The sequence below is a fragment of the Nocardioides sp. genome (assembly GCF_036405735.1).
GTDB lineage: Bacteria > Actinomycetota > Actinomycetes > Propionibacteriales > Nocardioidaceae > Nocardioides.
In genome coordinates this window covers 110,733-133,613 of the sequence record NZ_DASWXC010000013.1, presented here as the reverse complement: position 1 = coordinate 133,613, position 22,881 = coordinate 110,733, and the positions used below count along the sequence as shown (strand labels likewise).

Sequence of the window (22,881 nt, the reverse complement as noted above, 5' to 3'; positions counted from 1 at the left end):
GCGCGAGGCGGCCGCGCCGCCCCGCGTCCCGTTCAGCGGCGGATCAGGGACCGTACTCCGGCTGGATGCCCATCCGGTGCGTCGCGCGGCCGTTCCACATCGAACGCCACTGCTCGCTGTAGATCCGGTGCACGGCCGGGTCGTTGATGGTGAACACGACCTCCTCGTTCGCGAAGGAGATCGCCGACCAGTTCTCCGACCCGGTCCACACGGTCCTGGTCGGCTGGCCGTCGTACGTGCCGTTGACCATCATGACCTTGTAGTGGGAGTAGAACCGCGGGCCCCAGCCCTCGATGCCGTCCTCCTTCGCCGCCACCCGCTCGGCGAAGAGCCAGTCCGCGCTGCGCAGCGGGATGCCGGCGCGCTCCATCGACTTGTAGGTCCCACCGCCGGGCACGCTCATGATGATCGCGATGTCGCACCCTTGGCGCTTCTTGTTGATCAGGGCCTTCGCGAGCGCCTTGCCACGGGTCTGGAACATCGCGTAGGCGGCGATCCGCACGACCGTGCGGCCGTTGCTGCCGAAGCCGGCAGGGGCGGAGCAGCCGATCTTGCGGATCCGGTGGACCACCGGGTCGCCCGCGGGGCGGTACCGGCCGGTGGTCAGGGCGGCCGTCGAGGTCCCGGTGAGGCCCTTGGACGCCAGGCTCCGCTCGAACCACGCGGCGTAGGCGTTGTCGGTCGCGGTGTAGGTCAGCCGGCGCGGGCCGGTCATCCGCTGACGCTTCATCTGGGTGAAGAGGTTCTGCCACACGGCGTACAGGCCGGCGTCGCCGATGACGGCGTAGCTGTCGTTCCACTGCCGCTGGATGGCCTTCGACGTCATGTTGCCGGAGCTGGAGATGACGACGTTGCGCGCGGCGCCGGTCTGGCTGAACGCGAAGATCTTCAGGTGCATGTTGCCGCCGTCGCCCTTGCGGCGGCAGGCGCCCGGGCAGGCGATGACGAAGTTCGGCTTGCGCGGGTTCTTGCCCAGCTGGGCCTGCAGGCTGCGCGCGACGCCCGACATGACCGACTTGTTGACGACGATCTGGATCCGCACGCCGCGCTTGCGCGCCTTGCGGATGTGGTAGGCCAGGTCGGCGCGGTCGAAGGAGTAGACCGCCATCTGGAACACCGAGCCGCGCGGGGCGTGCCGCAGCGCGTTGACCACCCGGTTGAGGATCGCCTTCTGCTGCTGCGGCGAGCCCAGCGGGTCGTTGAAGACCGGACCCGAGCGTGGCATCCAGCCGGTCGGCGCCGGCGGAGGGGTCGTGGGCGTGGTCGGCGTCGGCTCCGTGGTCGGGCACGTCGTCGGCGAGGCAGGGTCGGAGAGGTCCGGCACGCACGGCTCGTCGGCAAGGCGTACGCCGGCCGGCGCGGCCTGCACGTCGACGGCCTGGGCCGCCGTGCCTCCGACGAGGGCGAGGACCACTCCGGCCGTCACGGCCACGGTCCAGTGACGAAGCTGCATCTGCGCACCGATTCCTTCCGCCCGCCGAGCGAGCACCGCGCCCGAGTGTAGGCGCGAGCCCCGACGTCGGGGACCGAACCCTTGAGGAACATCCGCCTCATGGGTCACACCCGACCGGGGTTTTCTGCTGTGACGAAAACAGGACGGGCCCCGGGCGAGTGCCCGGGGCCCGTCTGAGGCTGAACGGTCAGCCCTTGCGCTGCTTGATCTCCTCGGTCACGGCCGGGAGGACCGTGTGGAGGTCGCCGACGACGCCGAAGTCGACGAGCTCGAAGATCGGCGCCTCCTCGTCCTTGTTGACCGCGACGATCGTCTTCGAGGTCTGCATGCCGGCACGGTGCTGGATCGCACCCGAGATGCCGTTGGCGACGTAGAGCTGCGGCGAGACCGTCTTGCCGGTCTGGCCGACCTGGAAGGTGTGCGGCATCCAGCCGGAGTCGACAGCGGCACGCGAGGCGCCGACGGCGGCGCCGAGCACGTCGGCGAGACCCTCGACCGGACCGAAGTCACCGCCGGTGCCACGACCACCGGAGACGACGATCGCGGCCTCGGTGAGCTCGGGACGGCCGGTGGCCTGACGCGGCTGGGTGGCCACGATCTGGGCCGACTTGGCGGCGTCGGAGATCGTCACCGACACCTCCTCGACGGTGCCGGCGGCCGCCGACTCCTCGGGAGCGGCCGAGTTCGGCTTGACGGTGATGATCGGCGTGCCCTTGGTGACCTTCGCCTTGACGGTGTAGTTGCCGGCGAACACCGACTGGGTGGTCACCGGTGCCCCCCCAGCCTCCGCGACGTCGACGGCGTCGGTGATCAGGCCCGACTCGAGCTTGATCGCGAGCCGACCGGCCACCTCCTTGTTCTCCGCCGAGCTCGGCAGCAGGATCGCGGCCGGGCTGGCCTGGGCGGCGAGCTGGGCGAGCGCCTCGGCCTTGGGAGCCACCAGGTAGCCCTTGATCTGCGCGTCGTCGATCACGTAGACCTTCTCGGCGCCGTACTTCTTCACCGACTCGGCGACACCGGCGGCCTCGCCGGCCGCGCCGATGAAGACGGCGGCCGGGGTGCCCAGCCGCTTCGCGATGGTGAGCAGCTCGTACGTCGGCTTCTTGACCGCGCCGGCGGCGTGGTCGACCAGAACCAGAACCTCGGACATGTTCTCTTCTCCTCCTCTGGTTCTCAGATGAACTTCTTCGACGCGAGGAAGTCGGCGAGCGCCTTGGCGCCCGAGCCGTCCTCGTCCTTGACGATCTCGCCGGCGGTGCGCGGCGGGCGGGCCGCGGTCTCCTCGACCTGCGTCCAGGCGACCGAGAGGCCGACCTGGCCGGCGTCGACACCGAGGTCGCCGAGCGACCAGGTCTCCAGCGGCTTCTTCTTCGCGGCCATGATGCCCTTGAAGGACGGGTACCGCGCCTCGCCCGACTGGTCGGTGACCGAGAGGACCAGCGGCATGGTGCCGCCGACGACCTCGGTCGCGGTGTCGGTGTCGCGCTTGATGCGGACCTGGTCGCCCTGGGTCTCGACGACCGAGGCGAGCGTGACCTGGGGCAGGCCCAGGCGCTCGGCCAGCATCGCGGGGACGACGCTCATCGAGGCGTCAGTGGAGGCCAGGCCGCAGACCACGAGGTCGACGGGCTTCTCGCCGCCGGCCTTCTTGATGGCCTCGGCGAGCACCAGCGAGGTGGCGATCGCGTCGGAGCCGGCGATGGCGTCGTCGACGACGTGGATGGCCTTGTCGGCGCCCATCTGCAGGGCCTTGCGGACGGCGTCGACGGCCTTCTCGGGGCCGACGGTCAACGCCGTGACCTCGATCTCCTCGTCGGCACGCTTCTCCTTGATCTGGAGCGCCTGCTCGACGGCGTACTCGTCGAGCTCGGAGAGCAGACCGTCGACGTCGACGCGGTCGACGGTGTTGTCCGACTCGAACCGCCGATCCGCGGTGGCGTCGGGCACGTACTTCACACAGACAACAATGTTCATGGTGGTGCGGCCGGTACGGCCCCTCCTGTGCAAGTGAGGAATTCAAAGGGGCGAGCTGGCTCGCCCACCTGACCGCCAGGTTACCGCCGGGTCACTTGTGTCGTAACCCGCCGCGGCACCCGCGCGGGGTTGAGAATGTCACAGGGGTGGTGACGCCCGGCGACGGGGGCCGGGTGATGAGATCAGCGGCGGCGCTGCGGCGACGAGGGCCGGATCAACCGGTCGAGGACCCGGCCGGCGATCAGCCACACCAGCGCGGCCAGGCCCCAGTTGAGCAGCGCGTTCTTGGTCTGCGCGTTCTCGCCCGTCCACTGCTTGACGCCCTGGTCACGGTCGAAGACGCCGAGGTCGACGGCCGCGGCGGCGTCCAGCACGAACCGCACCAGCCCGTTGTCGGTGTTGGCTCCGAAGGACACCATCAGCGCGCCGAGCGCCAGCACGAGCGCCGCGATGGAGCAGGCCAGCCACATCAACTGTGCGACCAGTCGGCGGACGTCGGCGACGGTGACCTTGCGCTCGGGAGCCAGTGGGTCGGTGCCCTGCTCGCTGCTCATCTGTCCTCCTTGCGGTCAGCGGCCGGCGAAGGACGCCTTGCCGGGACCCGCCTCCAGGAAGGACGTCATCCCGACGGTGCGGTCCTCGGTCGCGAAGACGGCGGCGAACTGGGCCCGCTCGATCTCCAGGCCGGTCGCGAGGTCCACCTCGAGCCCGCGGTCCACCGCCTCCTTCGCCGCGCGCAGGGCGTACGCCGCGGCACCGGTGAACTGTCCGGCCCACGCGACCGCCTCGGCGTAGACGTCCGCCGCGGGCACGATCCGGTCGACCAGGCCCAGCGCGAGCGCCTCCTCGGCGCCCACGAAGCGACCGGTGAAGATCAGGTCCTTGGCCTTGCTGGGGCCGATGAGTCGGGCCAGCCGCTGGGTTCCGCCGGCGCCCGGGATGATGCCGAGGAGGATCTCGGGCTGGCCGAACGTGGCGTTGTCGGCGGCGATGCGGACGTCGGCGGCCAGCGCCAGCTCGCAGCCGCCGCCCAGCGCGTAGCCGGTCACGGCGGCGACGACCGGCTTGGGGATCTGAGCGACCGCCGTGACCGCGCTCTGCACCGAGCCCGACATCCGCACCATGTCGGTGTAGGACAGCTCGGCCATCTCCTTGACGTCGTTGCCGGCGGCGAACACCCGCTCGCCGCCGTACACGACGACCGCGCGGACGTCCTCGCGCTCGGTGGCCTCGGCGGCCGCCTCGCGCAGCTCGGCCTGCACCTGGAAGCTGATCGCGTTCATCTTCGGCCGGTCGAGCCGGATGGTACCCACGCCGTCCTCGACGGTCAGGGAGACGAAGTCACCCATCACTGCCCGCTCAGAAGACGATGCCGCGCGCGGCGAAGCCGGCCCGCACCGCGTCGGCGGCGGCCTGACCGTCCCGCTCGAGCGCGCTGGCGTAGGTGGCCGCCGCGGCAGCCGACCAGGTGGTGTCGGCGGCGTAGTCGAACTGGGAGGCGATCAGCGTGGTGTCCCAGGCGCGCGAGCCGAGCCCGAGCGCCTCGTAGCTCTCCCGGATCGACCACAGCGCGCCGCTCCAGATCTGGCCGTCGAAGTGGACCTGCTGCTGGCGGTCGTCGACGGTCAGGTCCGTGCCGACGCTGCGCAGGCAGTGCGGCGCCTCGGTGTAGAAGACCGCGTCCCAGTCGGCGACGCAGGTCGGGTCGGCCGCGACCGGCCAGCCCTCGTCGGCGGCGGTCGCGAGGCCCACCGAGACGGCGAAGTAGTCGCCGAACGCCTCACCGATCGCCCCCGCGTCCAGGCTGGTGCCGAAGCCGGGGACCTGGCCCTGGTGCACCGCGTGGCCGTACTCGTGCACGACCACCTCGGCGTCCTCCGCGTCGTCGACGCCGCCCTTGCCGAAGCGGAGCTGGAACGGCTTGTCGCGCTGGTAGGAGTTGTCGAGCCCGAACTGGCCGATCTTCACGTCGATGCCGTCGGTCAGGATGCCCGGCAGACCGGTGCCGGCCGCGCCGAAGCCCAGGCCGTGGAGGTACTCCTGGGCGGTGGTCACCCAGTAGTAGGCCATCACCTGCTCGAACCGGTCGTCGGAACGGTCGTAGTGGAACGTGTTGGTCGTGGAGTAGGCGGGCGTCCCGGTGGACGACTGCACCGTGACGTAGTCGCCGCGCAGGTAGCCCGAGCCGTCCAGGTGACGCAGCTCGACCCCGGCGTACGCCTCGGCCGGGACGGCGCTCGCGGCGTCCTTGGCGTCGGTGAGGCTCTGGTCGCCGGTGGACTGGACCGGGTTCACCTGGAACACCAGCGCGCTGCCGGTGCTGCCGGTGCCGGTGGTCGGCGCCTTCGGCTTGCCGTACGACGCGCCGGTCGTCGCTCCGATGGTCCCGACCGTCGCCGCCAGGGCGATGCCGATGGTCATGATCCGAGTGCGCATGCGCTTCTCGTCCCTCCACATCCGGGTCGGCCTCCGCCGGGCCGATCGGGCACATCCTTCCCGTCGAGGCGGTCCGGCGCCACCGATTGGGTGAGAATGTCGCGGTGAGTCCGGGAATGTGGAGCCAACTGGGGCAGACCGCGCGCGTGTGGCCGGGTCGGAACTGGCCCCTCGGCGCCGCCTGGACCCCGGAGTCCACCAACTTCGCGGTCTACGCACCCAACGCCACCGAGATGTGGCTGTGCCTGTTCGACGAGGCCGGCGCCGAGACGCGCTACAAGCTCACCGAGCAGTCGCTCGGCATCTGGCACGGCGCGCTGCCCGACATCGCCCCCGGCTCCCGCTACGGCTATCGCGCCGACGGGCCGTGGGATCCTGACAACGGCCTGCTGTTCAACGTGCACAAGCTGCTGCTCGACCCCTACGGCCTGGCGACGTCCGGCACGATCCGCAGCGAGCCGGCGCTGTTCGGCTACTGCTGGGACGACCCGTCGCAGATGGACATCTCCGACTCGGCGCCCGTCACCGCCCGCAGCGTCGTCGTCGATCCCTCCTTCGACTGGGAGGACGACGCCCCGATGCGTCGGCGCTGGCGCGACACGGTGATCTACGAGCTGCACGTCAAGGGGTTCACCCGGCTCCACGACCGGGTGCCCGAGGAGCTGCGCGGCACGTACGCCGGCCTGGCGACCCCGGCCGTCGTCGACTACCTCCGGGACCTGGGCGTGACGGCCGTCGAGCTGTTGCCGGTCCACCAGTTCTTCTCCGAGCCGTCGCTGCTGGAGCGCGGCCTGGTCAACTACTGGGGCTACAACAGCATCGGCTACTTCGCCCCCGACGCGTCGTACTCCTCCAGCGGCGACCGTGGCGGGCAGGTCCGTGAGTTCAAGGAGATGGTCAAGGCGCTGCACCGCGGCGGCATCGAGGTCATCCTCGACGTCGTCTACAACCACACCGCCGAGGCCGGGCCGCTGGGGCCGACGCTCTCGTTCCGCGGCCTCGACGACCGAGGGTTCTACAAGCGGGTCCCGCACCACGACGGCCACTTCGACAGCACCTACTGGGACGTCACCGGCTGCGGGAACACCGTCGACACCTGGAACGACCTCGCGCTGCGGATGATCCTGGACTCGCTGCGCTACTGGGTCACCGAGATGCATGTCGACGGGTTCCGGTTCGACCTGATGTCGGCGCTGACCCGCACCGGCACCGCCGTGGACTTCCACTGCGCCCTGCTCATCGCCATCGGCCAGGACCCGGTGCTGCGACACGTGAAGCTGATCGCCGAGCCGTGGGACGTCTCGATGGACGGGTACCTCGTGGGCCGGATGCCGCCGCCCTGGGTGGAGTGGAACGACCAGTACCGCGACACGATCCGCGACTTCTGGCGGGGCCACAGCGACGGCGTGCGCACCGTCGCCACCCGCCTGGCAGGCTCGTCCGACCTCTACGCGGACGACGGCCGGTCGGCGTACAACTCGGTCAACTTCATCACCGCGCACGACGGCTTCACGCTGCGCGACCTGGTCTCCTACGACCACAAGCACAACGAGGCCAACGGCGAGGGCAACCGCGACGGGACCGACAGCAACCGGTCCTGGAACCACGGCGTCGAAGGCGAGACCGACGACCCCGAGATCCTCGCGCTGCGGCGCCGGCAGGCGGCGAACCTGATGGTGACGCTGTGCCTGTCCAACGGCGTTCCCATGATCACCGCCGGCGACGAGCGCGGGCGCACCCAGCGCGGCAACAACAACGCCTACTGCCAGGACAACGAGATCTCGTGGGTCGACTGGCGCGCCGATGATGCCTGGCTGGACCTCTACGAGGTCACCAAGGCGGCGCTGCGACTGCGGCGCGAGCACCCGGCGCTGCGGCAGCGGCACTGGTTCGCCGGCTCCCCCACCATCGTCGGCGGTCCCAAGGACCTGGCGTGGCTGCACCCGACGGGTCGCGAGATGACCGAAGCGGACTGGCGCGACACCGCACTGCAGGCGGTCGGCACCTTCATGTCGGGCGCCCCGCTGCGCGAGCCCGGCCCCCGCGGCGAGCAGGTCGTCGACAGGTCGTTCCTGATCTGGAGCAACGCCTCGGCCGAGGACCTGCAGGTGACCCTGCCCGAGAACGACTGGGTCCAGACCGGCGAGGTCGTGCTCTCCACCGACCCCGCCCTCCCCGACGGCACCCACGTCAAAGCCGGCCAGGAACTCCTCGTCGGCTCCCGCACCGTCGTCGTCATCCGCGCCACCTGACCGTCGAGACCCGGGCCGTGGCCCCGCGAAACCCGGGTCCTGGCCCCGCGAGACCCGGGTCCTGGCCCCGCGAGACCCGGATTGTGGCCCATTGAAATCCCGGTCGTGGCCATCGAAGGTCACGGCCCGGGACTCAACGGGCCACGGCCCGGGACTCGACGGGCCAGGGGGCGGGACTCGACGGTCAGGCGAGGGCGACGAGGCCGAGTTCGGCGACGGAGCCCAGGCGGGGGTTGCGGGGGACGACGCGGACCGTGTAGCCGAAGGCACCGGAGCGGTCGAGGGTGAGCGAGCCCTCGAAGCAGTGGCGGGACCCCTCGTAGGACTCGGCGCGGGCCAGCGGGGTGGCGCTCACCCGGACCAGGCGGTCCTCGGCATCGGCCGGACCGTGCAGCAGCTGCACCTCGACGTCCTCGGGCGTCAGCTCGCCGAGCGCCACGAAGGCGCGTACGGCGAGGACCGCGCCGACCTCGGGCGCGTCGCCGACCCCGCTGGACTCGACGTGCTCGACCCGCACCCCGCCCCAGCCGGCCAGCACCCGCTTCTTCCAGCCCGCCAGGTCGCGGGCCCCCTGGTAGTCGCTGTTGAGCGCGCGCGCCGACGCCGCGGCCGGCGCGTACAGCTCGCGCACGTAGTCCCGCACCATCCGGGTCGCCAGCACCTTGGGTCCCAGCGACTTCAGGGTGTGCCGCATCATCTCGACCCAGCGCACCGGCACGCCGTCGCCGTCGCGGTCGTAGAACCGCGGGGCGATCTCGTTCTCGATCAGGTCGTAGAGCGCGTGCGCCTCCAGGTCGTCCCGCTTGTCGGGGTCCCGGGCCAGGCCCGGTCCGTCGGCCGACGGGATCGCCCAGCCGTTGTCGCCGTCGAACCACTCGTCCCACCAGCCGTCGAGGATCGAGAGGTTGAGGCCGCCGTTGAGCGCGGCCTTCATGCCGGACGTGCCGCACGCCTCGTAGGGGCGCAGCGGGTTGTTGAGCCACACGTCGCAGCCGGGGTAGAGCGGCTGCGCCATCGCGATGTCGTAGTTCGGCAGGAAGACGATCCGGTGCCGCACCTCGGGGTCGTCGGCGAACCGGACCATGTCCTGGATCAGCTTCTTGCCGCCGTCGTCGGCCGGGTGCGACTTGCCGGCGATGACGAGCTGGACCGGCCGCTCGGGGTGCAGCAGCAGGCGCTTGAGCCGCTCGGGGTCGCGCAGCATCAGCGTGAGCCGCTTGTACGACGGCACCCGTCGCGCGAAGCCGATGGTCAGCACGTCGGGGTCGAGCGCATCGTCGATCCAGCCCAGCTCGGCACTGGCCGCACCGCGCTGGGCCCACGACTTGCGCAGCCGCCGACGAGCGTCCTCGACCAGGCACGCGCGCAGCTGCCGCTTGACCTCCCAGACCTCCCGGCCGGGAACCTGGTCGACCACGGCCCAGAACGAGTCGGGGTCGGACGGATGCGCGCCGTACCCCTCGGCGAGCGCGAAGAGCTCGCGCGCCACCCAGGTCGGCGCGTGCACGCCGTTGGTGATGGAGCCGATCGGGACCTCGGCCTCGTCGAACGCCGGCCACAGGCCGTTGAACATGCCCCGGCTGACGTGGCCGTGCAGCTGCGAGACCCCGTTGGCACGCTGCGCCAGCCGGAAGCCCATCACCGCCATGTTGAAGACCGCCGGGTCGCCACCCTCGTAGTCCTCCGCGCCCAGCGCGAGGATCCGCTCCAGCGGTACGCCGGGCGTGGCGCCCGCCTCGCCGAAGTACTGCTCGATCATCGTGCGCGGGAAGCGGTCGATGCCGGCCGGGACCGGGGTGTGGGTCGTGAAGACGGTCGAGGCACGGCTGACCTCGAGCGCGGTGTCGAGGTCGAGCCGGGGGCCGCTCTCGGCGACGGTCAGCTCGCGGATCCGCTCGATGCCGAGGAAGCCGGCGTGGCCCTCGTTGGTGTGGAACACCTCCGGGGCCGGTGCGCCGGTGATGCGCGAGAACACCCGCAGCGCGCGGACGCCGCCGACGCCGAGCAGGAGCTCCTGCCGCAGCCGGTGCTCGCTGTTGCCGCCGTAGAGCCGGTCGGTCACGGTGCGCAGCGCCGCGCTGTTCTCCTCGACGTCGGTGTCGAGCATCAGCAGCGGCACCCGGCCGACCGAGGCGACCCAGATCCGGGCCACCAGGTCCACGCTGCCCGGCAGCGTGATCGACACCGTGGCGGGGCGGCCGTCGGGCTCGCGCAGCGCCGAGATCGGCAGCCCGTCGGGGTCGAGCACCGGGTAGGTCTCCTGCTGCCAGCCCTCCCGCGAGAGCGACTGCTTGAAGTAGCCGTGGCGGTAGAGCAGGCCGACGCCGATGACGGGCACGCCGAGATCGCTGGCCGCCTTGAGATGGTCACCGGCCAGGATGCCGAGGCCGCCGGAGTACTGCGGCAGCACCGCGGTGATGCCGAACTCCGGCGAGAAGTAGCCGATGGCACGGGGCAGCGCCCCGTCCGTCGATGCCCGCTGGTACCAGAGGTCGGTCGCCAGGTAGTCGCGCAGGTCCGCCTCGGCCGCCCCCAGCCGCTGGAGGAAGTCCTCGTCGGCGGCCAGCTCGTCGAGCCGGGCCCGGTCGACGGCGCCGAGCAGCCGGACCGGGTCGTGGCCGGTGGAGACCCACAGCCGTGGGTCGATCTCGGCGAAGACGTCCTGCGTCGGAGGGTGCCAGGACCAGCGGAGGTTCCCGGCGAGGACCCCGAGGGCGGAGAGCGGCTCCGGCAGGACCGGACGGACGGTGAACCGGCGGATCGCACGCATAGTCCGAACCTAGCCGACGAGACTTTGATCGATCCAATAGCAGAATTCGCTCCACCTGACGTGCTGGTGGCCCATCATGAGGCCTCCCTGGGGAGGGAGAGCCATGATCGAACGACACGGCAGCCACGCCGCAGACCACGCCGCCGAGCACACAGCCGAGCACGCCAGCAGCAGCGCCACCACGCCGCCCTACCGCCCGGACCTCGCCGGGCGCGAGGCCGCGCCGCTGCTGCGACTGGTGCTCGTCCTCACCTCCGGTGCAGCCGGCTTCATCGGCCTGCTCCTGTACGGCGGCAGCCTGGTCGCGTCGGGACCACTGGACTGGTTCGCCTGGCCGGTCGACCGGGTGACGGCCGTGCTGCTGGGCGCCGGCTTCCTCGGCGCCGTGCCGATGTTGCTCTACAGCGCCACGCGGACGCTGTGGGAGCAGCTGCGGGTCCCGGCTCTGGCCGCGGCCGCGGTCGTCACCGGCCTCTCCGCCGTCTCCGTCCTCGACATCGGCCACACCGCGGTCACCAGCGGCGAGCTGACCTCGCCGGCGTTCCTGCTGGCCGTCGCGTGGCTCCTCGGCGTGCTCGGCCTGACCGTCGGGTTCGTGGCCACCCTGCTGCTGCAGGCCACCGAGCCGGCGCTCCCGCTGGCCCGCACCGCACCGCTCCCCCGGCCGGTCCTGCCGCTGGTCGCGCTCGAGGGCACGGCGCTGCTCGGGCTCGGCTTCGCGCTGCTGGCCGAGCCGTCCTTCTGGGTGCCGCTGCTGCCCTGGGAGGCGACCGTCTTCGACGGCCGCATGGTCGGCGCCTGGGCGCTGGCGCTCGGCGTCGCCCTGCTGGGCGCACTCGCCGAGGACGACCTCGCCCGGGTCCGCGGTGGGCTGCTCGGCGTCGCGGGCATCGGCCTGTTGGCCCTGGCCGGCCTGGCCGCCGGCCCGGGGATCGCGTGGCAGGGCTGGTCCGGCGCGCTGGGCGCCGTACTCCTGGGCGGACTGAGCGCCACCGGTGTGGTCGGCCTGCTGCTGGAGCGCCGCGCCCGATCCTGAGCGGCGAGACGCGCAGCCAGGCATGGGGATGGACCCGTCTGGATAGTTTGGTGCCATGGTCGGACGCATCCCCGTCATCGACGTGCACCCACTGGTCGACCTCGGTCGGCAGCCAGCCAAGGCGACGGTCGGCGAGCCGCAACCGGTGCGCGCCACCGTGTTCCGCGAGGGGCACGACCAGCTCGGCGCCGAGGTCGTGCTCACCGACCCCACCGGGACCCGGCGGCCGCCGGTGCGGATGCGGGAGACCGGACCGCGCAGCGACCGCTACGAAGCCTGGGTGACCCCCGACGTCGAGGGCGCCTGGACCTTCGAGGTGCACGCCTGGTCGGACCCGCTCGGCACCTGGCTGCACGACGCCCCGATCAAGATCGACGCCGGCGTGGACGTCGAGCTGATGTTCACCGAGGGCGGCCTGCTGCTCGAGCGCGTGCTCGCCGACGCCGGCCAAGACGGCCGGGACGGGCTCGACGAGCGCGACCGAGCCGCTGTCCGGGCCGGCCTCGAGGCGGCCGGTGACACGAGCCGTCCCCCGGCGGCACGCCTCGCCGTCCTCACCGCGCCCGACCTGGTGACCGCCCTGCGCGAGCACCCCCTGCGCGAGCTCGTCACCGTCGAGGGTCCCTACCCGCTCTACGCCGACCGCCGCCGCGCGCTCTACGGCAGCTGGTACGAGTTCTTCCCCCGCTCCGAGGGCGCCACCGTCGACCCGACGACCGGCAAGGTTCGCAGCGGCACCTTCAAGACCGCGGCCAAGCGGCTCCCGGCCGTCGCGGCGATGGGGTTCGACGTGGTCTACCTGCCGCCGATCCACCCCATCGGCGAGGTCAACCGCAAGGGCCCCAACAACACCCTCGACCCGGGCCCGGACGACCCGGGCAGCCCCTGGGCGATCGGCAGCCGGCACGGCGGCCACGACGCGATCCACCCCGACCTCGGCACGCTGAAGGACTTCGACGCCTTCGTCGCCGAGGCCGGCCGGCTCGGCCTGGAGGTCGCCCTCGACCTGGCGCTGCAGGCGGCTCCCGACCACCCGTGGGTCACGACGCACCCCGAGTGGTTCACGCGGCGCGCCGACGGCTCGATCGCCTACGCCGAGAACCCGCCCAAGAAGTACCAGGACATCTACCCCATCAACTTCGACAACGACCCTGAGGGGATCGCACACGAGGTGCTGCGGGTGGTGCGCCACTGGATGGCGCACGGCGTGCGGATCTTCCGCGTGGACAACCCGCACACCAAGCCGGTGGCGTTCTGGGAGTGGCTGCTCGCCGAGGTCCGCGCCACCGACCCCGACGTCGTCTTCCTGTCGGAGGCCTTCACCCGGCCCGCGATGATGCACACGCTCGGCGCGGTCGGCTTCCACCAGTCCTACACGTACTTCACCTGGCGGGTCGCGAAGGACGAGATCGAGGACTACCTGCGCGAGGTGTCCGCCGAGTCGGACCACCTGATGCGGCCCAACTTCTTCGTCAACACCCCCGACATCCTGCACGCCTCGCTGCAGTACGGCGGCCCGGCGGCGTTCAAGATCCGGGCGACGCTGGCGGCCACGGGCTCCCCCTCCTGGGGCGTGTACGCCGGCTTCGAGCTGTTCGAGCACGTCGCGGTGCGCCCCGGCAGCGAGGAGTACCTCGACTCGGAGAAGTACCAGATCCGGATCCGGGACTGGGACGCCGCGGAGCGCGAGGGCAGGACGCTGGCGCCGTACCTCACGCTCCTCAACGAGCTGCGCCGCAAGCATCCGTCGCTGCAGCTGCTGCGCAACCTCGTGGTCCACCGCACCGACGACGACCACGTGCTGTGCTTCAGCAAGCACGCGGTGGACCCCGGGACGGGGGTCCGCGACGACGTGATCGTCGTGATCAACCTCGATCCGCACGGCACCCGGGAGACCACGGCCCACCTCGACCTGGCCGCGGCCGGTCTGCCGGAGGCGTTCGCCGTCCACGACGAGATCACCGGCCAGGACTGGACCTGGGGCCGCGACAACTACGTGCGGCTGGACCCCGGGCACGAGCCGGCGCACGTGCTGACCGTGAGGGGCGTCCTGTGACCGCGACGGAGGAGACCGACGCACTGGTCGAGCCGGGCGAGCTGCCCGACCGGGACCCGTTCCCGGACTCACCGGAGAGCACCGACCCGAACGAGCCGGAGTGGTTCAAGACGGCCGTCTTCTACGAGGTGCTGGTGCGGTCCTTCAAGGACTCCAACGGCGACGGCACCGGCGACTTCCGCGGACTCACCGAGAAGCTCGACTACCTCCAGTGGCTCGGGGTCGACTGCATCTGGCTGCCGCCGTTCTTCCCCTCGCCGCTGCGCGACGGCGGCTACGACGTCGCCGACTACACCGGCGTGCTGCCCGAGGTCGGCACGGTCGAGGACTTCCACGCCTTCCTCGACGCCGCCCACGAGCGCGGCATCCGCGTGATCATCGACTTCGTCATGAACCACACCAGCGACCAGCACCCGTGGTTCCAGGCCAGCCGCAGCGACCCCGAGGGACCGTACGGCGACTTCTATGTGTGGTCCGACACCGACGAGCTCTACCAGGACGCGCGCATCATCTTCGTCGACACCGAGCCGTCGAACTGGACCTGGGACCCGGTGCGCCAGCAGTACTTCTGGCACCGGTTCTTCGCCCACCAGCCCGACCTCAACTTCGACAACCCGGCCGTGCACGACGCGATGCTGGACGCGATGCGGTTCTGGCTCGACCTGGGCCTGGACGGCTTCCGGCTCGACGCGGTCCCCTACCTCTACGAGCGGCCCGGCACCAACGGCGAGAACCTCCCCGAGACCCACGAGTTCCTCCGCAAGGTGCGCCGCATCGTGGACGAGGAGTATCCCGGGCGGGTGCTGCTCGCCGAGGCCAACCAGTGGCCGGCCGACGTCGTCGACTACTTCGGCGACTTCGCCAAGGGCGGCGACGAGTGCCACATGTGCTTCCACTTCCCGGTCATGCCGCGCATCTTCATGGCGGTACGGCGGGAGAGCCGCTTCCCCATCTCCGAGATCCTCGAGCAGACCCCGCCGATCCCGAGCGGCTGCCAGTGGGGGATCTTCCTGCGCAACCACGACGAGCTGACCCTGGAGATGGTCACCGACGAGGACCGCGACTACATGTGGGAGGAGTACGCCAAGGATCCGCGCATGAAGGCCAACATCGGCATTCGCCGGCGGCTGGCGCCGCTGCTCGACAACGACGTCAACCAGATCGAGCTCTTCACGGCCCTGCTGCTCTCCCTGCCCGGCTCCCCCGTCCTCTACTACGGCGACGAGATCGGCATGGGCGACAACATCTGGCTCGGTGACCGAGACGGCGTCCGCACCCCGATGCAGTGGTCCGGCGACCGCAACGCCGGCTTCTCCTCGGCGAACCCCGGCAAGCTCGACCGGCCGCTCGTGATGGACCCGGTCTACGGCTACCAGGCCGTCAACGTCGAGGCCCAGCTGGAGGACCCCTCGTCGCTGCTGCGCTGGACCCGCCGGATGATCCACGCCCGCAAGCAGCACCCGGCCTTCGGTCTGGGCAGCTTCACCGACCTGGGCGGCTCGAACCCCTCGGTGCTCGCCTACGCCCGCGAGCACCGCAACCCCGACGGCAGCGCGGACGTCATCATCTGCGTCAACAACCTCTCGCGGTTCCCGCAGCCGGTGCAGCTGGACCTGCGCCGGTTCGAGGGCAAGGTGCCCGTCGAGCTCGTCGGCGGGGTTCCGTTCCCCCCGATCGGGGAACTGCCCTATTTGTTGACCCTCGGCGGTTACGGCTTCTTCTGGTTCCGGCTGATCGACCGTGTCGAGGGTCGGGAGGGAGAGCTGCTGTGACCGACGGAGCGACCGACGGAGCCCACCGCGGCGAGCCCCGCGAGGACGAGCGCGGCGACCGTGAGGCCGACCTGGCGGCGTACCTGCTGCGCACCCGCTGGTTCGGCGGGAAGGGCCGCCCGTTCCGGATCGGCGAGGTCCGCGAGGTCGGCGAGGTGCCCGGCACCGCGACGGCGGACCGCGCCGTCGTGGTCACCCTGGTGGAGGTGCGCTACGAGGACGAGCCGGGCGGCAGCGAGCTCTACCAGGTGCCGCTGGCGTGCTACGAGCACCCCGAGGGCCGGCTCGACCACGCGTTCGTGGGCTGGTGGCGCGACCCCGTCCGTGGCTGGGTGCACGCCTACGACGCCCTGCACGACAAGGAGGCGATGGCGGGCTGGCTGCACAGCTTCGACCGGGCGGCGCACGGGCCCGTCGACGCCGACACCGTCCTGGCCTTCCACCGGCTCCCGGGCCACCAGCTCGACGTGACCGCCCACGCGACGCTCTTCGCCGGCGAGCAGTCGAACTCCTCGGTCGCCTACGGCGAGGACTCGCTGATGAAGGTCTTCCGCAAGGTGACCCCCGGCGTGAACCCCGACATCCAGATCCACGAGGTGCTGACCAACGCCGGCTCCGACCACGTCGCGCACCTCTACGGCTGGCTGGACGCCGTGGTCGAGGTGCCCGGCAGCGACGGCGAGCCCGAGGAGACCGTCATCCAGCTCGCGATGCTCCAGCAGTTCCTGCGCACCGCCACCGACGGGTGGGACCTGGCGCTGGCCAGCATCCGCAGCCTGTTCGCCGATCCGGAGGTCCACGCCACCGACTCCGGCGGCGACTTCGCCGGCGAGTCGACCCGGCTCGGCGAGGCGGTCGCGGAGATCCACGGCCAGCTCGCCGAGCACTTCCCCACCGAGGTCCGCGGCGCCGACGCCGCCCGGGACCTGGCCCGGGCGATGACGGAGCGACTGGAACGAGCCGTGGCCGTCGTACCCGAGCTGGGCGAGCACGCGCAGGCGCTCTACGCCGTCTTCGCGCGGGTCGGCGAGCTGGACCGGCTGGAGGTGCAGAAGATCCACGGCGACCTCCACCTCGGCCAGACCCTGCGCACGGCCAAGGGGTGGAAGATCGTCGACTTCGAGGGTGAGCCCGCCAAGCCGCTGGCCGAGCGCCTGCTGCCGGACTCCCGCTGGCGCGACGTGGCCGGCATGCTGCGCTCCTTCGACTACGCCCCGCGGGTCGTCGCCCACAGCGCCGCGGCGCCGGTCGGCAACGGCGACGGCATCCAGGACGACCCCGACCGGCTGCTGGTCCAGCAGCACCAGCGGGCCGACGAGTGGGCGCACCGCAACCGCAACTTCTTCCTGGTCGCCTATGCCGGCGGCGAGCCGAGCGAGGAGGAGAAGGTGCTGCTCGACGCCTACGTCGCCGACAAGGCCGTCTACGAGACCGTCTACGAGGCTCGCAACCGGCCGGACTGGCTCGGCATCCCGCTCGCCGCCGTCGCGCGGATCGGAGGTGCCGCATGAGCGCGCCCACCGGGCCGGCCGTGAGGCCGGTGCCCACGGCTGAGCTCGCGAGCCTGGTCGAGGGCCGGCACGCGGCGCCGCACGGCGTCCTCGGCGCGCATCCGTACGACGGCGCCGTGACCGTCCGCGCCTTCAAGCCGCTCGCCGCATCGGTCGTGGTGCGCTATGCGACGGTCGAGGACGACTGGGCCGAGGTCGAGCTGCAGCACGAGCACGGCGGCATCTGGGTGGGCTGCCTGCCCGTCGCGGAGGTGCCGGACTACCGGCTGCGGGTGACCTACGGCGCCGAGCCCGACCAGCACACCCACGAGGTGGACGACCCGTACCGCTTCCTGCCGACCCTGGGCGAGGTCGACCTCCACCTCATCAACGAGGGCCGCCACGAGCAGCTGTGGCAGGTCCTCGGCGCCCGCGTCCACCACTACTCCGGGTTCGGGACCGGCGAGGTCACCGGCACGTCCTTCGCGGTGTGGGCGCCGCGAGCGCGCGGCGTGCGCCTGGAGGGCGACTTCAACAACTGGGACGGCCGCGAGCACCCGATGCGGCAGCTGGACTCCTCCGGCGTCTGGGAGCTGTTCGTGCCGGGCGTCGGGTCGGGCACCCGGTACAAGTACATCGTCCTCGGCGCCGACGACCAGTGGCGCGAGAAGGCCGACCCGATGGCCGCCTGGGCCGAGGTGCCGCCGTCGACCTCGTCGGTGGTCTTCGAGTCGCAGTACACCTGGGGTGACGACGCCTGGCTCGAGCGGCGCCGCACGCAGCAGGCCGTCACCGCGCCGATGTCGGTCTACGAGGTGCACCTGGGCTCGTGGCGGCGTGGCCGCTCCTACGCCCAGCTGGCCGACGAGCTCGTCGAGTACGTCGCCGACCTGGGGTTCACCCACGTCGAGCTGATGCCGGTGATGCAGCACCCCTTCGGCGGGTCGTGGGGCTACCACGTGACGTCGTACTTCGCCCCCGACTCCCGTCTGGGAACCCCTGACGACTTCCGCTACCTCGTCGACCGGCTCCACCAGGCCGGCATCGGCGTGATCCTGGACTGGGTGCCCGGGCACTTCGCGACCGACGAGTGGGCGCTGGCCCGCTTCGACGGGGCGCCGCTCTACGAGCACCCCGACCCACGCCGCGGCTGGCACCAGGAGTGGGGCTCGCACATCTTCGACTTCGGGCGGCCCGAGGTGCGCAACTACCTCTACGCCAACGCCGTCTACTGGCTGGAGGAGTTCCACGCCGACGGCCTGCGCGTCGACGGTGTCGCCTCGATGCTGTACCTCGACTACGCCCGCAACGAGGGCGAGTGGGTGCCGAACGTGCACGGCGGCCGGGAGAACCTGGAGGCGGTGCAGTTCCTCCAGGAGATGAACGCCACCGTCTACAAGCGGGTCCCGGGCGTCACCACCATCGCCGAGGAGTCCACCTCCTGGCCCGGGGTCACCCGGCCCACGAGCAGCGGCGGTCTCGGCTTCGGCTTCAAGTGGAACATGGGCTGGATGCACGACACCCTCGACTACCTGCAGCGTGACCCCGTGCACCGCTCCTACCACCACCACGACATGACCTTCGCGCTCACCTACGCGTGGTCGGAGAACTACGTGCTGCCGCTCTCGCACGACGAGGTGGTGCACGGCAAGGGCTCCCTGCTGCGCAAGATGCCGGGCGACCGGTGGCGCCAGCTCGCGACGCTGCGCGCCTACCTGGCCTTCATGTGGGCCCACCCCGGCAAGCAGCTGCTGTTCATGGGCGGCGAGATCGGCCAGGAGTCGGAGTGGGCGGAGTCCCGCGAGCTCGACTGGTGGCTGCTCGAGCACCCCGAGCACCGCGGCGTGCACGACCTGGTGCGCGACCTCAACCGCGCCTACCGGGACACCCCCGCGGCCTGGCAGCGCGACCACGAGCCGGAGGGCTTCGGCTGGATCGACGCCGACGACGCGGCCCGCAACGTCTACTCCTTCGTGCGGCGGGGCGGCGAGGGCGCGGCGGACCTGGTCTGCGTGGCGAACTTCTCCGCCGTCCCCCACGACTACCGGCTCGCGCTGCCCTCGCCGGGACCGTGGACCGAGCTGCTCAACACCGACGCCGACGTGTACGGCGGCTCCGGTGTCGGCAACCTCGGGACGGTCACCGCGCTGCCGAGGGGCGACGGGGAGCCCGGCCCGCTCCCGGCGTACGCCGACATCGCGGTGCCGCCGCTGGGCACGCTGTGGCTGCGCGCGCCGCAGCGCCCGGCCGCCGAAGCCGCCGAGGCTGCCGAGCCCGCCGGTCAGCGCACCAGCGGCGTCTCCGACGCGACGTAGCGCAGCTTGTGCGGGTTGCGGACCAGGTAGAGGTCCGTGACCACACCGTCGACGACCCTCAGCGCCGCGGTGCCGTCGAGCTCGCCGCCCAGGTGGATGGCGATGCCCGGCGTCCCGTTGAGCGTGACCTGCTCGACGGTGACCGGCTCGGTGGTGCGCGAGACGATCCCGACGAACCAGCGCAGCACCTTGTCGGCACCGACGATCGGCCGCAGCGCCGCCTGCTTCACACCGCCGCCGTCGCTGATGAGCACCACGTCGGGCGCCAGGACGTCCAGCAGGCCCTGCAGGTCACCGGTCCGCAGCGCCTGCTGGAACCTGTCGATCACCCGCCGGGTGTCGGCCGCCGAGACCGTCACCCGGGGACGCCGCGCCTCGACGTGGGACCGGGCCCGATGGGCGATCTGCCGCACCGCCGCCGGTGTCTTCTCGACCGCCTCGGCGATCTCGTCGTAGCTCACGTCGAAGACCTCGCGCAGCACGAACACGGCGCGCTCGGTGGGGGTGAGCGTCTCCAGGACGAGCAGCATCGCCATCGACACGCTCTCGGCGAGCTCGACGTCCTCGGCCACGTCGGGGGCGGTGAGCAGCGGCTCGGGCAGCCACGGGCCGACGTACGACTCGCGTTGGCGGCCGAGGCTCCGCAGCCGGTTGAGTGCCTGCCGGGTCGTGATGCGGACCAGGTACGCGCGAGCATCGCGCACCTGCGCCTGGTCGACCTTCGCCCACCGCAGCCAGGTCTCCTGCAGGACGTCCTCGGCGTCGGCGGCCGAGCCGAGCATCTCGTAGGCGACCGTGAAGAGCAGGTTGCGGTGGGCGACGAACGCCTCGGTGGCGACGTGCTCGGTCATGGGCGGGAGGCTACCGGTGCGGCCAGCGGCAGCTCGCACACGTCGCTGTAGCCCTGGCTCTGCAGCCCGGCGGCGGCGTTGAAGCGCGAGCGCATGTTCTCCAGCGCCACCATCTGGGTCAGCTCGACCACCGCGGCGTTCCCGAGCTGGTCGAGCAGCTTCTCGACCATCCAGTCCGTCACCGTCGGCGGGGTGTGGGTCATGGCCTCGGCGTACTCCATGACGTCGCGCTCCAGCGGGCTGAAGACGTCGGACTCCCGCCACCGCGGCACCTGGCTGACCTTGGCCAGGTCCAGCTTGTCGTTGTGCGCCAGGAAGTAGCCGAAGTCCAGGCACCAGCTGCAGCCGATGATCCCCGCGCTGGCGAGCTGGGCGTAGGACTTCAGGGCGGGGTCCAGCGCGTCCCACTTCGCGACCTTGCCCTCGAAGGAGAACACCGCCTTCAGGACCGGCTTGTTGTGGATGTAGACGTAGCCGTTGTCGGGGACCTGGCCCCACATCCGGCGCGCGACCTTCGCCATGATCCGGCCGTAGACGCCGGTGATCTCGCCCCGTGGGATCCGGAAGGTGCTGGTGCTGGTCATGTCGGTCTCCGTGCTGCTCCGGCGCACCTGGTGTGTGCCTCTCGACCACAGGACACCGGTGCTGCCCCGGTTGTGACACCGACCGACGAGAACGGAGGACGGAGAGCATGGCGTGGGCGGCGTGAGCGGTGTCGCTAGGGTGGCGGGCGTGAGCGCCGAGCACCCCTCAACGACCGTGACGACGGTCGCCGACGGCGTCGCCCGCATCGTCTGGGAGGCCGGCACGACCGTCGACGCCGTGCGGCACGAGGTCGCCCGGGCACTCACCGCCCACCACCGGGTGGAGGCACTGGTCGACCCGACCGACGAGACGGGCCAGCGCACCGCCACCTGGTCGGGGCTGCACCGTGAGGGCGTGATGCGCGGGGTCACCATCGACGGCGCCCCCGTCGACCGGATCGTCTACGCCCGCGTCGTCACCGACGTGCCGGCCAACGAGCCAGAGGGCTTCCGGACGCTGCTCAACTCCTTCCTGCCCCGCAAGCGCGCGATCGGCCAGATGCTGGTGCGCGACGGCGACGGCCGGGTGCTGCTGTGCCAGCTCACCTACAAGAGGGACTGGGACCTGCCCGGCGGCGTCGTCGAGGTCGGCGAGTCGCCGGCGCTGGGCGTGAGCCGCGAGATCAAGGAGGAGCTGGCCCTGGACCTGCCGACCGGGGAGCTGCTGCTCACCGACTGGCTGCCGCCCTGGAGCGGCTGGGACGACGCCGTCTGCCTGGTCTTCGACGGCGGAACGCAGGACGCCGGCATCCTGGACGCGGTGGTCCGCGAGGCCCGGGAGATCCGCTCGGTGGAGTTCTGCACCCCGGAGCAGGTCCGCGAGCGGTGCGCCGACTTCACCGCCCGGCGGGTCCAGGCCGCGCTCGCCTCGCTCGCCGGCGAGGGGCCGTCGTACACCGAGAGCGGCCGCCCGCTCACCCCGGGCACCCCGGGCACCCCGGGCACCCCGGGCACCTGACCCCACTCACCGCGACACGCCGGTGGGAACGCTCCCCATGTCAGGTGCCGGCGCGCGGGGCGGTCGCATCGCCACGAGCACGCCGAGCACCAGAATCGTGCCGCCGGCCAGCTCACCGGGCGCCGGCACCTCGCCCAGGCACAGCCAGGCCGACACGATCCCGACCGGTGGCACCAGCAGGATCCACGGCACGACCGCGGAGGACGGGTTGCGGGCGAGCAGGGTGTTGAAGACGCCGAAGCCGACGAAGGACGCGAAGACGACGGTGTACAGCGTCGACACGGCCGCCTCCCACCCGAAGGCCTCGACTCCCCGGCCGATCGTCCCGGGGCCGTCGAGCGCGATCGCGAGACCCACCATCGGCACCGGGACGACCAGTGCGCTCCACACCGTCAGGCCCAGTCCGCCCGGCACCTTCATCGCGCGGGCCACGACGTTGCCGACCGCCCACGAGAGCGCGGCGAGCAGGCACAGAGCGAACGCGGCGAGCGGGACGTGTCCACCACGTCCCAGTGCCACGACGAGCAGGCCGAGGCACCCGAGGCCGACGCCCGCCACCTGCGCCCGGGTCGGCCGCTCGCGCAGCACCCCGGCCGCGATGACGACCGTCAGCACGACCTGCGCCTGCAGCACCAGCGACGCGAGGCCGGCCGGCATCCCGGCGGCCATCGAGACGTAGAGGAAGCCGAACTGGCCCAGCGACATGAAGGCTCCCACCGCCGCGACGGCCCACCACGGCGCCTGCGGCCGCGGGAGCAGGAACACGGCGGGGAGCGCGACGAGCGCGAACCGCACCGCGGCGAACAGCAGGGGCGGGACAGAGCCGTCCGCCCGGGAGCCCATCCCCCACTCGATGACGACGAAGTTGAACCCCCAGGCGGCGGCGACGAGCACGGCCAACAGGGAGTCACGGCGGGTCACGTGGTCAGCCTTC

17 protein-coding genes are annotated in these 22,881 nt (G+C 71.7%); 7 read left to right on the top strand and 10 right to left on the bottom strand.

Annotated features, from left to right (window positions below; translation table 11 throughout):
• Window positions 1-43: 43 nt before the first annotated feature.
• The 6 genes from VGE38_RS02295 to VGE38_RS02270 form a co-directional block, all read right to left on the bottom strand.
• Window positions 44-1,453 carry a phospholipase D-like domain-containing protein gene (locus tag VGE38_RS02295; RefSeq protein WP_331140909.1) on the bottom strand — a complete coding sequence of 470 codons (1,410 nt, stop codon included), beginning with the start codon at window positions 1,451-1,453 and terminating at the stop codon, window positions 44-46.
• A 187-nt stretch (window positions 1,454-1,640) separates the two neighbouring features.
• Window positions 1,641-2,603 (bottom strand): electron transfer flavoprotein subunit alpha/FixB family protein, encoded by a 963-nt coding sequence (locus VGE38_RS02290; protein ID WP_331140908.1) that lies wholly within the window; start codon window positions 2,601-2,603, stop codon window positions 1,641-1,643.
• A gap of 23 nt (window positions 2,604-2,626) precedes the next feature.
• On the bottom strand, window positions 2,627-3,409 hold the full coding sequence (locus VGE38_RS02285) for an electron transfer flavoprotein subunit beta/FixA family protein (RefSeq protein ID WP_524538538.1): 783 nt from the start codon (window positions 3,407-3,409) through the stop codon (window positions 2,627-2,629).
• 200 nt (window positions 3,410-3,609) lie between these two features.
• Window positions 3,610-3,981 (bottom strand): hypothetical protein, encoded by a 372-nt coding sequence (locus VGE38_RS02280; protein WP_331140906.1) that lies wholly within the window; start codon window positions 3,979-3,981, stop codon window positions 3,610-3,612.
• Between the two features lie 15 nt (window positions 3,982-3,996).
• Window positions 3,997-4,776 (bottom strand): enoyl-CoA hydratase/isomerase family protein, encoded by a 780-nt coding sequence (locus VGE38_RS02275; RefSeq protein WP_331140905.1) that lies wholly within the window; start codon window positions 4,774-4,776, stop codon window positions 3,997-3,999.
• 10 nt (window positions 4,777-4,786) lie between these two features.
• Complete coding sequence (locus VGE38_RS02270) at window positions 4,787-5,863, bottom strand: M36 family metallopeptidase (protein ID WP_331140904.1); 1,077 nt, start codon at window positions 5,861-5,863, stop codon at window positions 4,787-4,789.
• Between the two features lie 104 nt (window positions 5,864-5,967).
• On the opposite strand from VGE38_RS02270, the gene glgX reads away from it, so the two are divergent.
• A complete protein-coding gene (gene glgX, locus VGE38_RS02265; RefSeq protein ID WP_331140903.1) occupies window positions 5,968-8,115 on the top strand; it encodes a glycogen debranching protein GlgX in 2,148 nt (715 codons plus the stop codon).
• A 184-nt stretch (window positions 8,116-8,299) separates the two neighbouring features.
• Here the strand turns inward: glgX and glgP are convergent, their stop codons facing one another.
• Complete coding sequence (gene glgP, locus VGE38_RS02260; RefSeq protein WP_331140902.1) at window positions 8,300-10,885, bottom strand: alpha-glucan family phosphorylase; 2,586 nt, start codon at window positions 10,883-10,885, stop codon at window positions 8,300-8,302.
• Window positions 10,886-10,988: 103 nt separating this feature from the next.
• Between glgP and VGE38_RS02255 the strand changes: the two genes are divergently transcribed.
• Genes VGE38_RS02255 through glgB form a run of 5 tightly spaced genes read left to right on the top strand, consistent with a single transcriptional unit; the run spans window position 10,989 to window position 19,554 of the window.
• Window positions 10,989-11,921: a hypothetical protein gene (locus VGE38_RS02255; protein WP_331140901.1), complete on the top strand. Its 933-nt coding sequence runs from the start codon at window positions 10,989-10,991 to the stop codon at window positions 11,919-11,921.
• A 55-nt stretch (window positions 11,922-11,976) separates the two neighbouring features.
• Window positions 11,977-13,977: an alpha-1,4-glucan--maltose-1-phosphate maltosyltransferase gene (locus tag VGE38_RS02250; RefSeq protein ID WP_331140900.1), complete on the top strand. Its 2,001-nt coding sequence runs from the start codon at window positions 11,977-11,979 to the stop codon at window positions 13,975-13,977.
• A 41-nt stretch (window positions 13,978-14,018) separates the two neighbouring features.
• The gene (gene treS, locus VGE38_RS02245; protein WP_331140926.1) at window positions 14,019-15,749 is read left to right on the top strand and encodes a maltose alpha-D-glucosyltransferase; all 1,731 of its coding nucleotides are present in this window, start codon (window positions 14,019-14,021) and stop codon (window positions 15,747-15,749) included.
• On the top strand, window positions 15,746-17,260 hold the full coding sequence (locus VGE38_RS02240; RefSeq protein ID WP_331140899.1) for a maltokinase N-terminal cap-like domain-containing protein: 1,515 nt from the start codon (window positions 15,746-15,748) through the stop codon (window positions 17,258-17,260). Before treS ends, VGE38_RS02240 begins: the two co-directional genes overlap by 4 nt.
• Entirely contained in the window at window positions 17,257-19,554 is a 2,298-nt protein-coding gene (gene glgB / locus VGE38_RS02235) for a 1,4-alpha-glucan branching protein GlgB (protein ID WP_331140898.1), read from the top strand. Before VGE38_RS02240 ends, glgB begins: the two co-directional genes overlap by 4 nt.
• On the opposite strand, the gene VGE38_RS02230 is transcribed toward glgB, so the two are convergent.
• Entirely contained in the window at window positions 19,521-20,405 is an 885-nt protein-coding gene (locus VGE38_RS02230) for an RNA polymerase sigma-70 factor (RefSeq protein WP_331140897.1), read from the bottom strand. The two genes, glgB and VGE38_RS02230, sit on opposite strands and share 34 nt — an antisense overlap.
• Window positions 20,402-20,989, bottom strand: coding sequence for a carboxymuconolactone decarboxylase family protein (locus tag VGE38_RS02225; protein ID WP_331140896.1), 588 nt, complete (start codon window positions 20,987-20,989; stop codon window positions 20,402-20,404). The genes VGE38_RS02230 and VGE38_RS02225 overlap by 4 nt, the downstream gene beginning before the upstream one ends.
• A gap of 148 nt (window positions 20,990-21,137) precedes the next feature.
• On the opposite strand from VGE38_RS02225, the gene VGE38_RS02220 reads away from it, so the two are divergent.
• Window positions 21,138-21,947 (top strand): NUDIX domain-containing protein, encoded by an 810-nt coding sequence (locus VGE38_RS02220; protein ID WP_331140895.1) that lies wholly within the window; start codon window positions 21,138-21,140, stop codon window positions 21,945-21,947.
• Window positions 21,948-21,953: 6 nt separating this feature from the next.
• Here the strand turns inward: VGE38_RS02220 and VGE38_RS02215 are convergent, their stop codons facing one another.
• Window positions 21,954-22,868, bottom strand: coding sequence for an EamA family transporter (locus VGE38_RS02215; RefSeq protein WP_331140894.1), 915 nt, complete (start codon window positions 22,866-22,868; stop codon window positions 21,954-21,956).
• Window positions 22,869-22,881 lie beyond the last annotated feature (13 nt).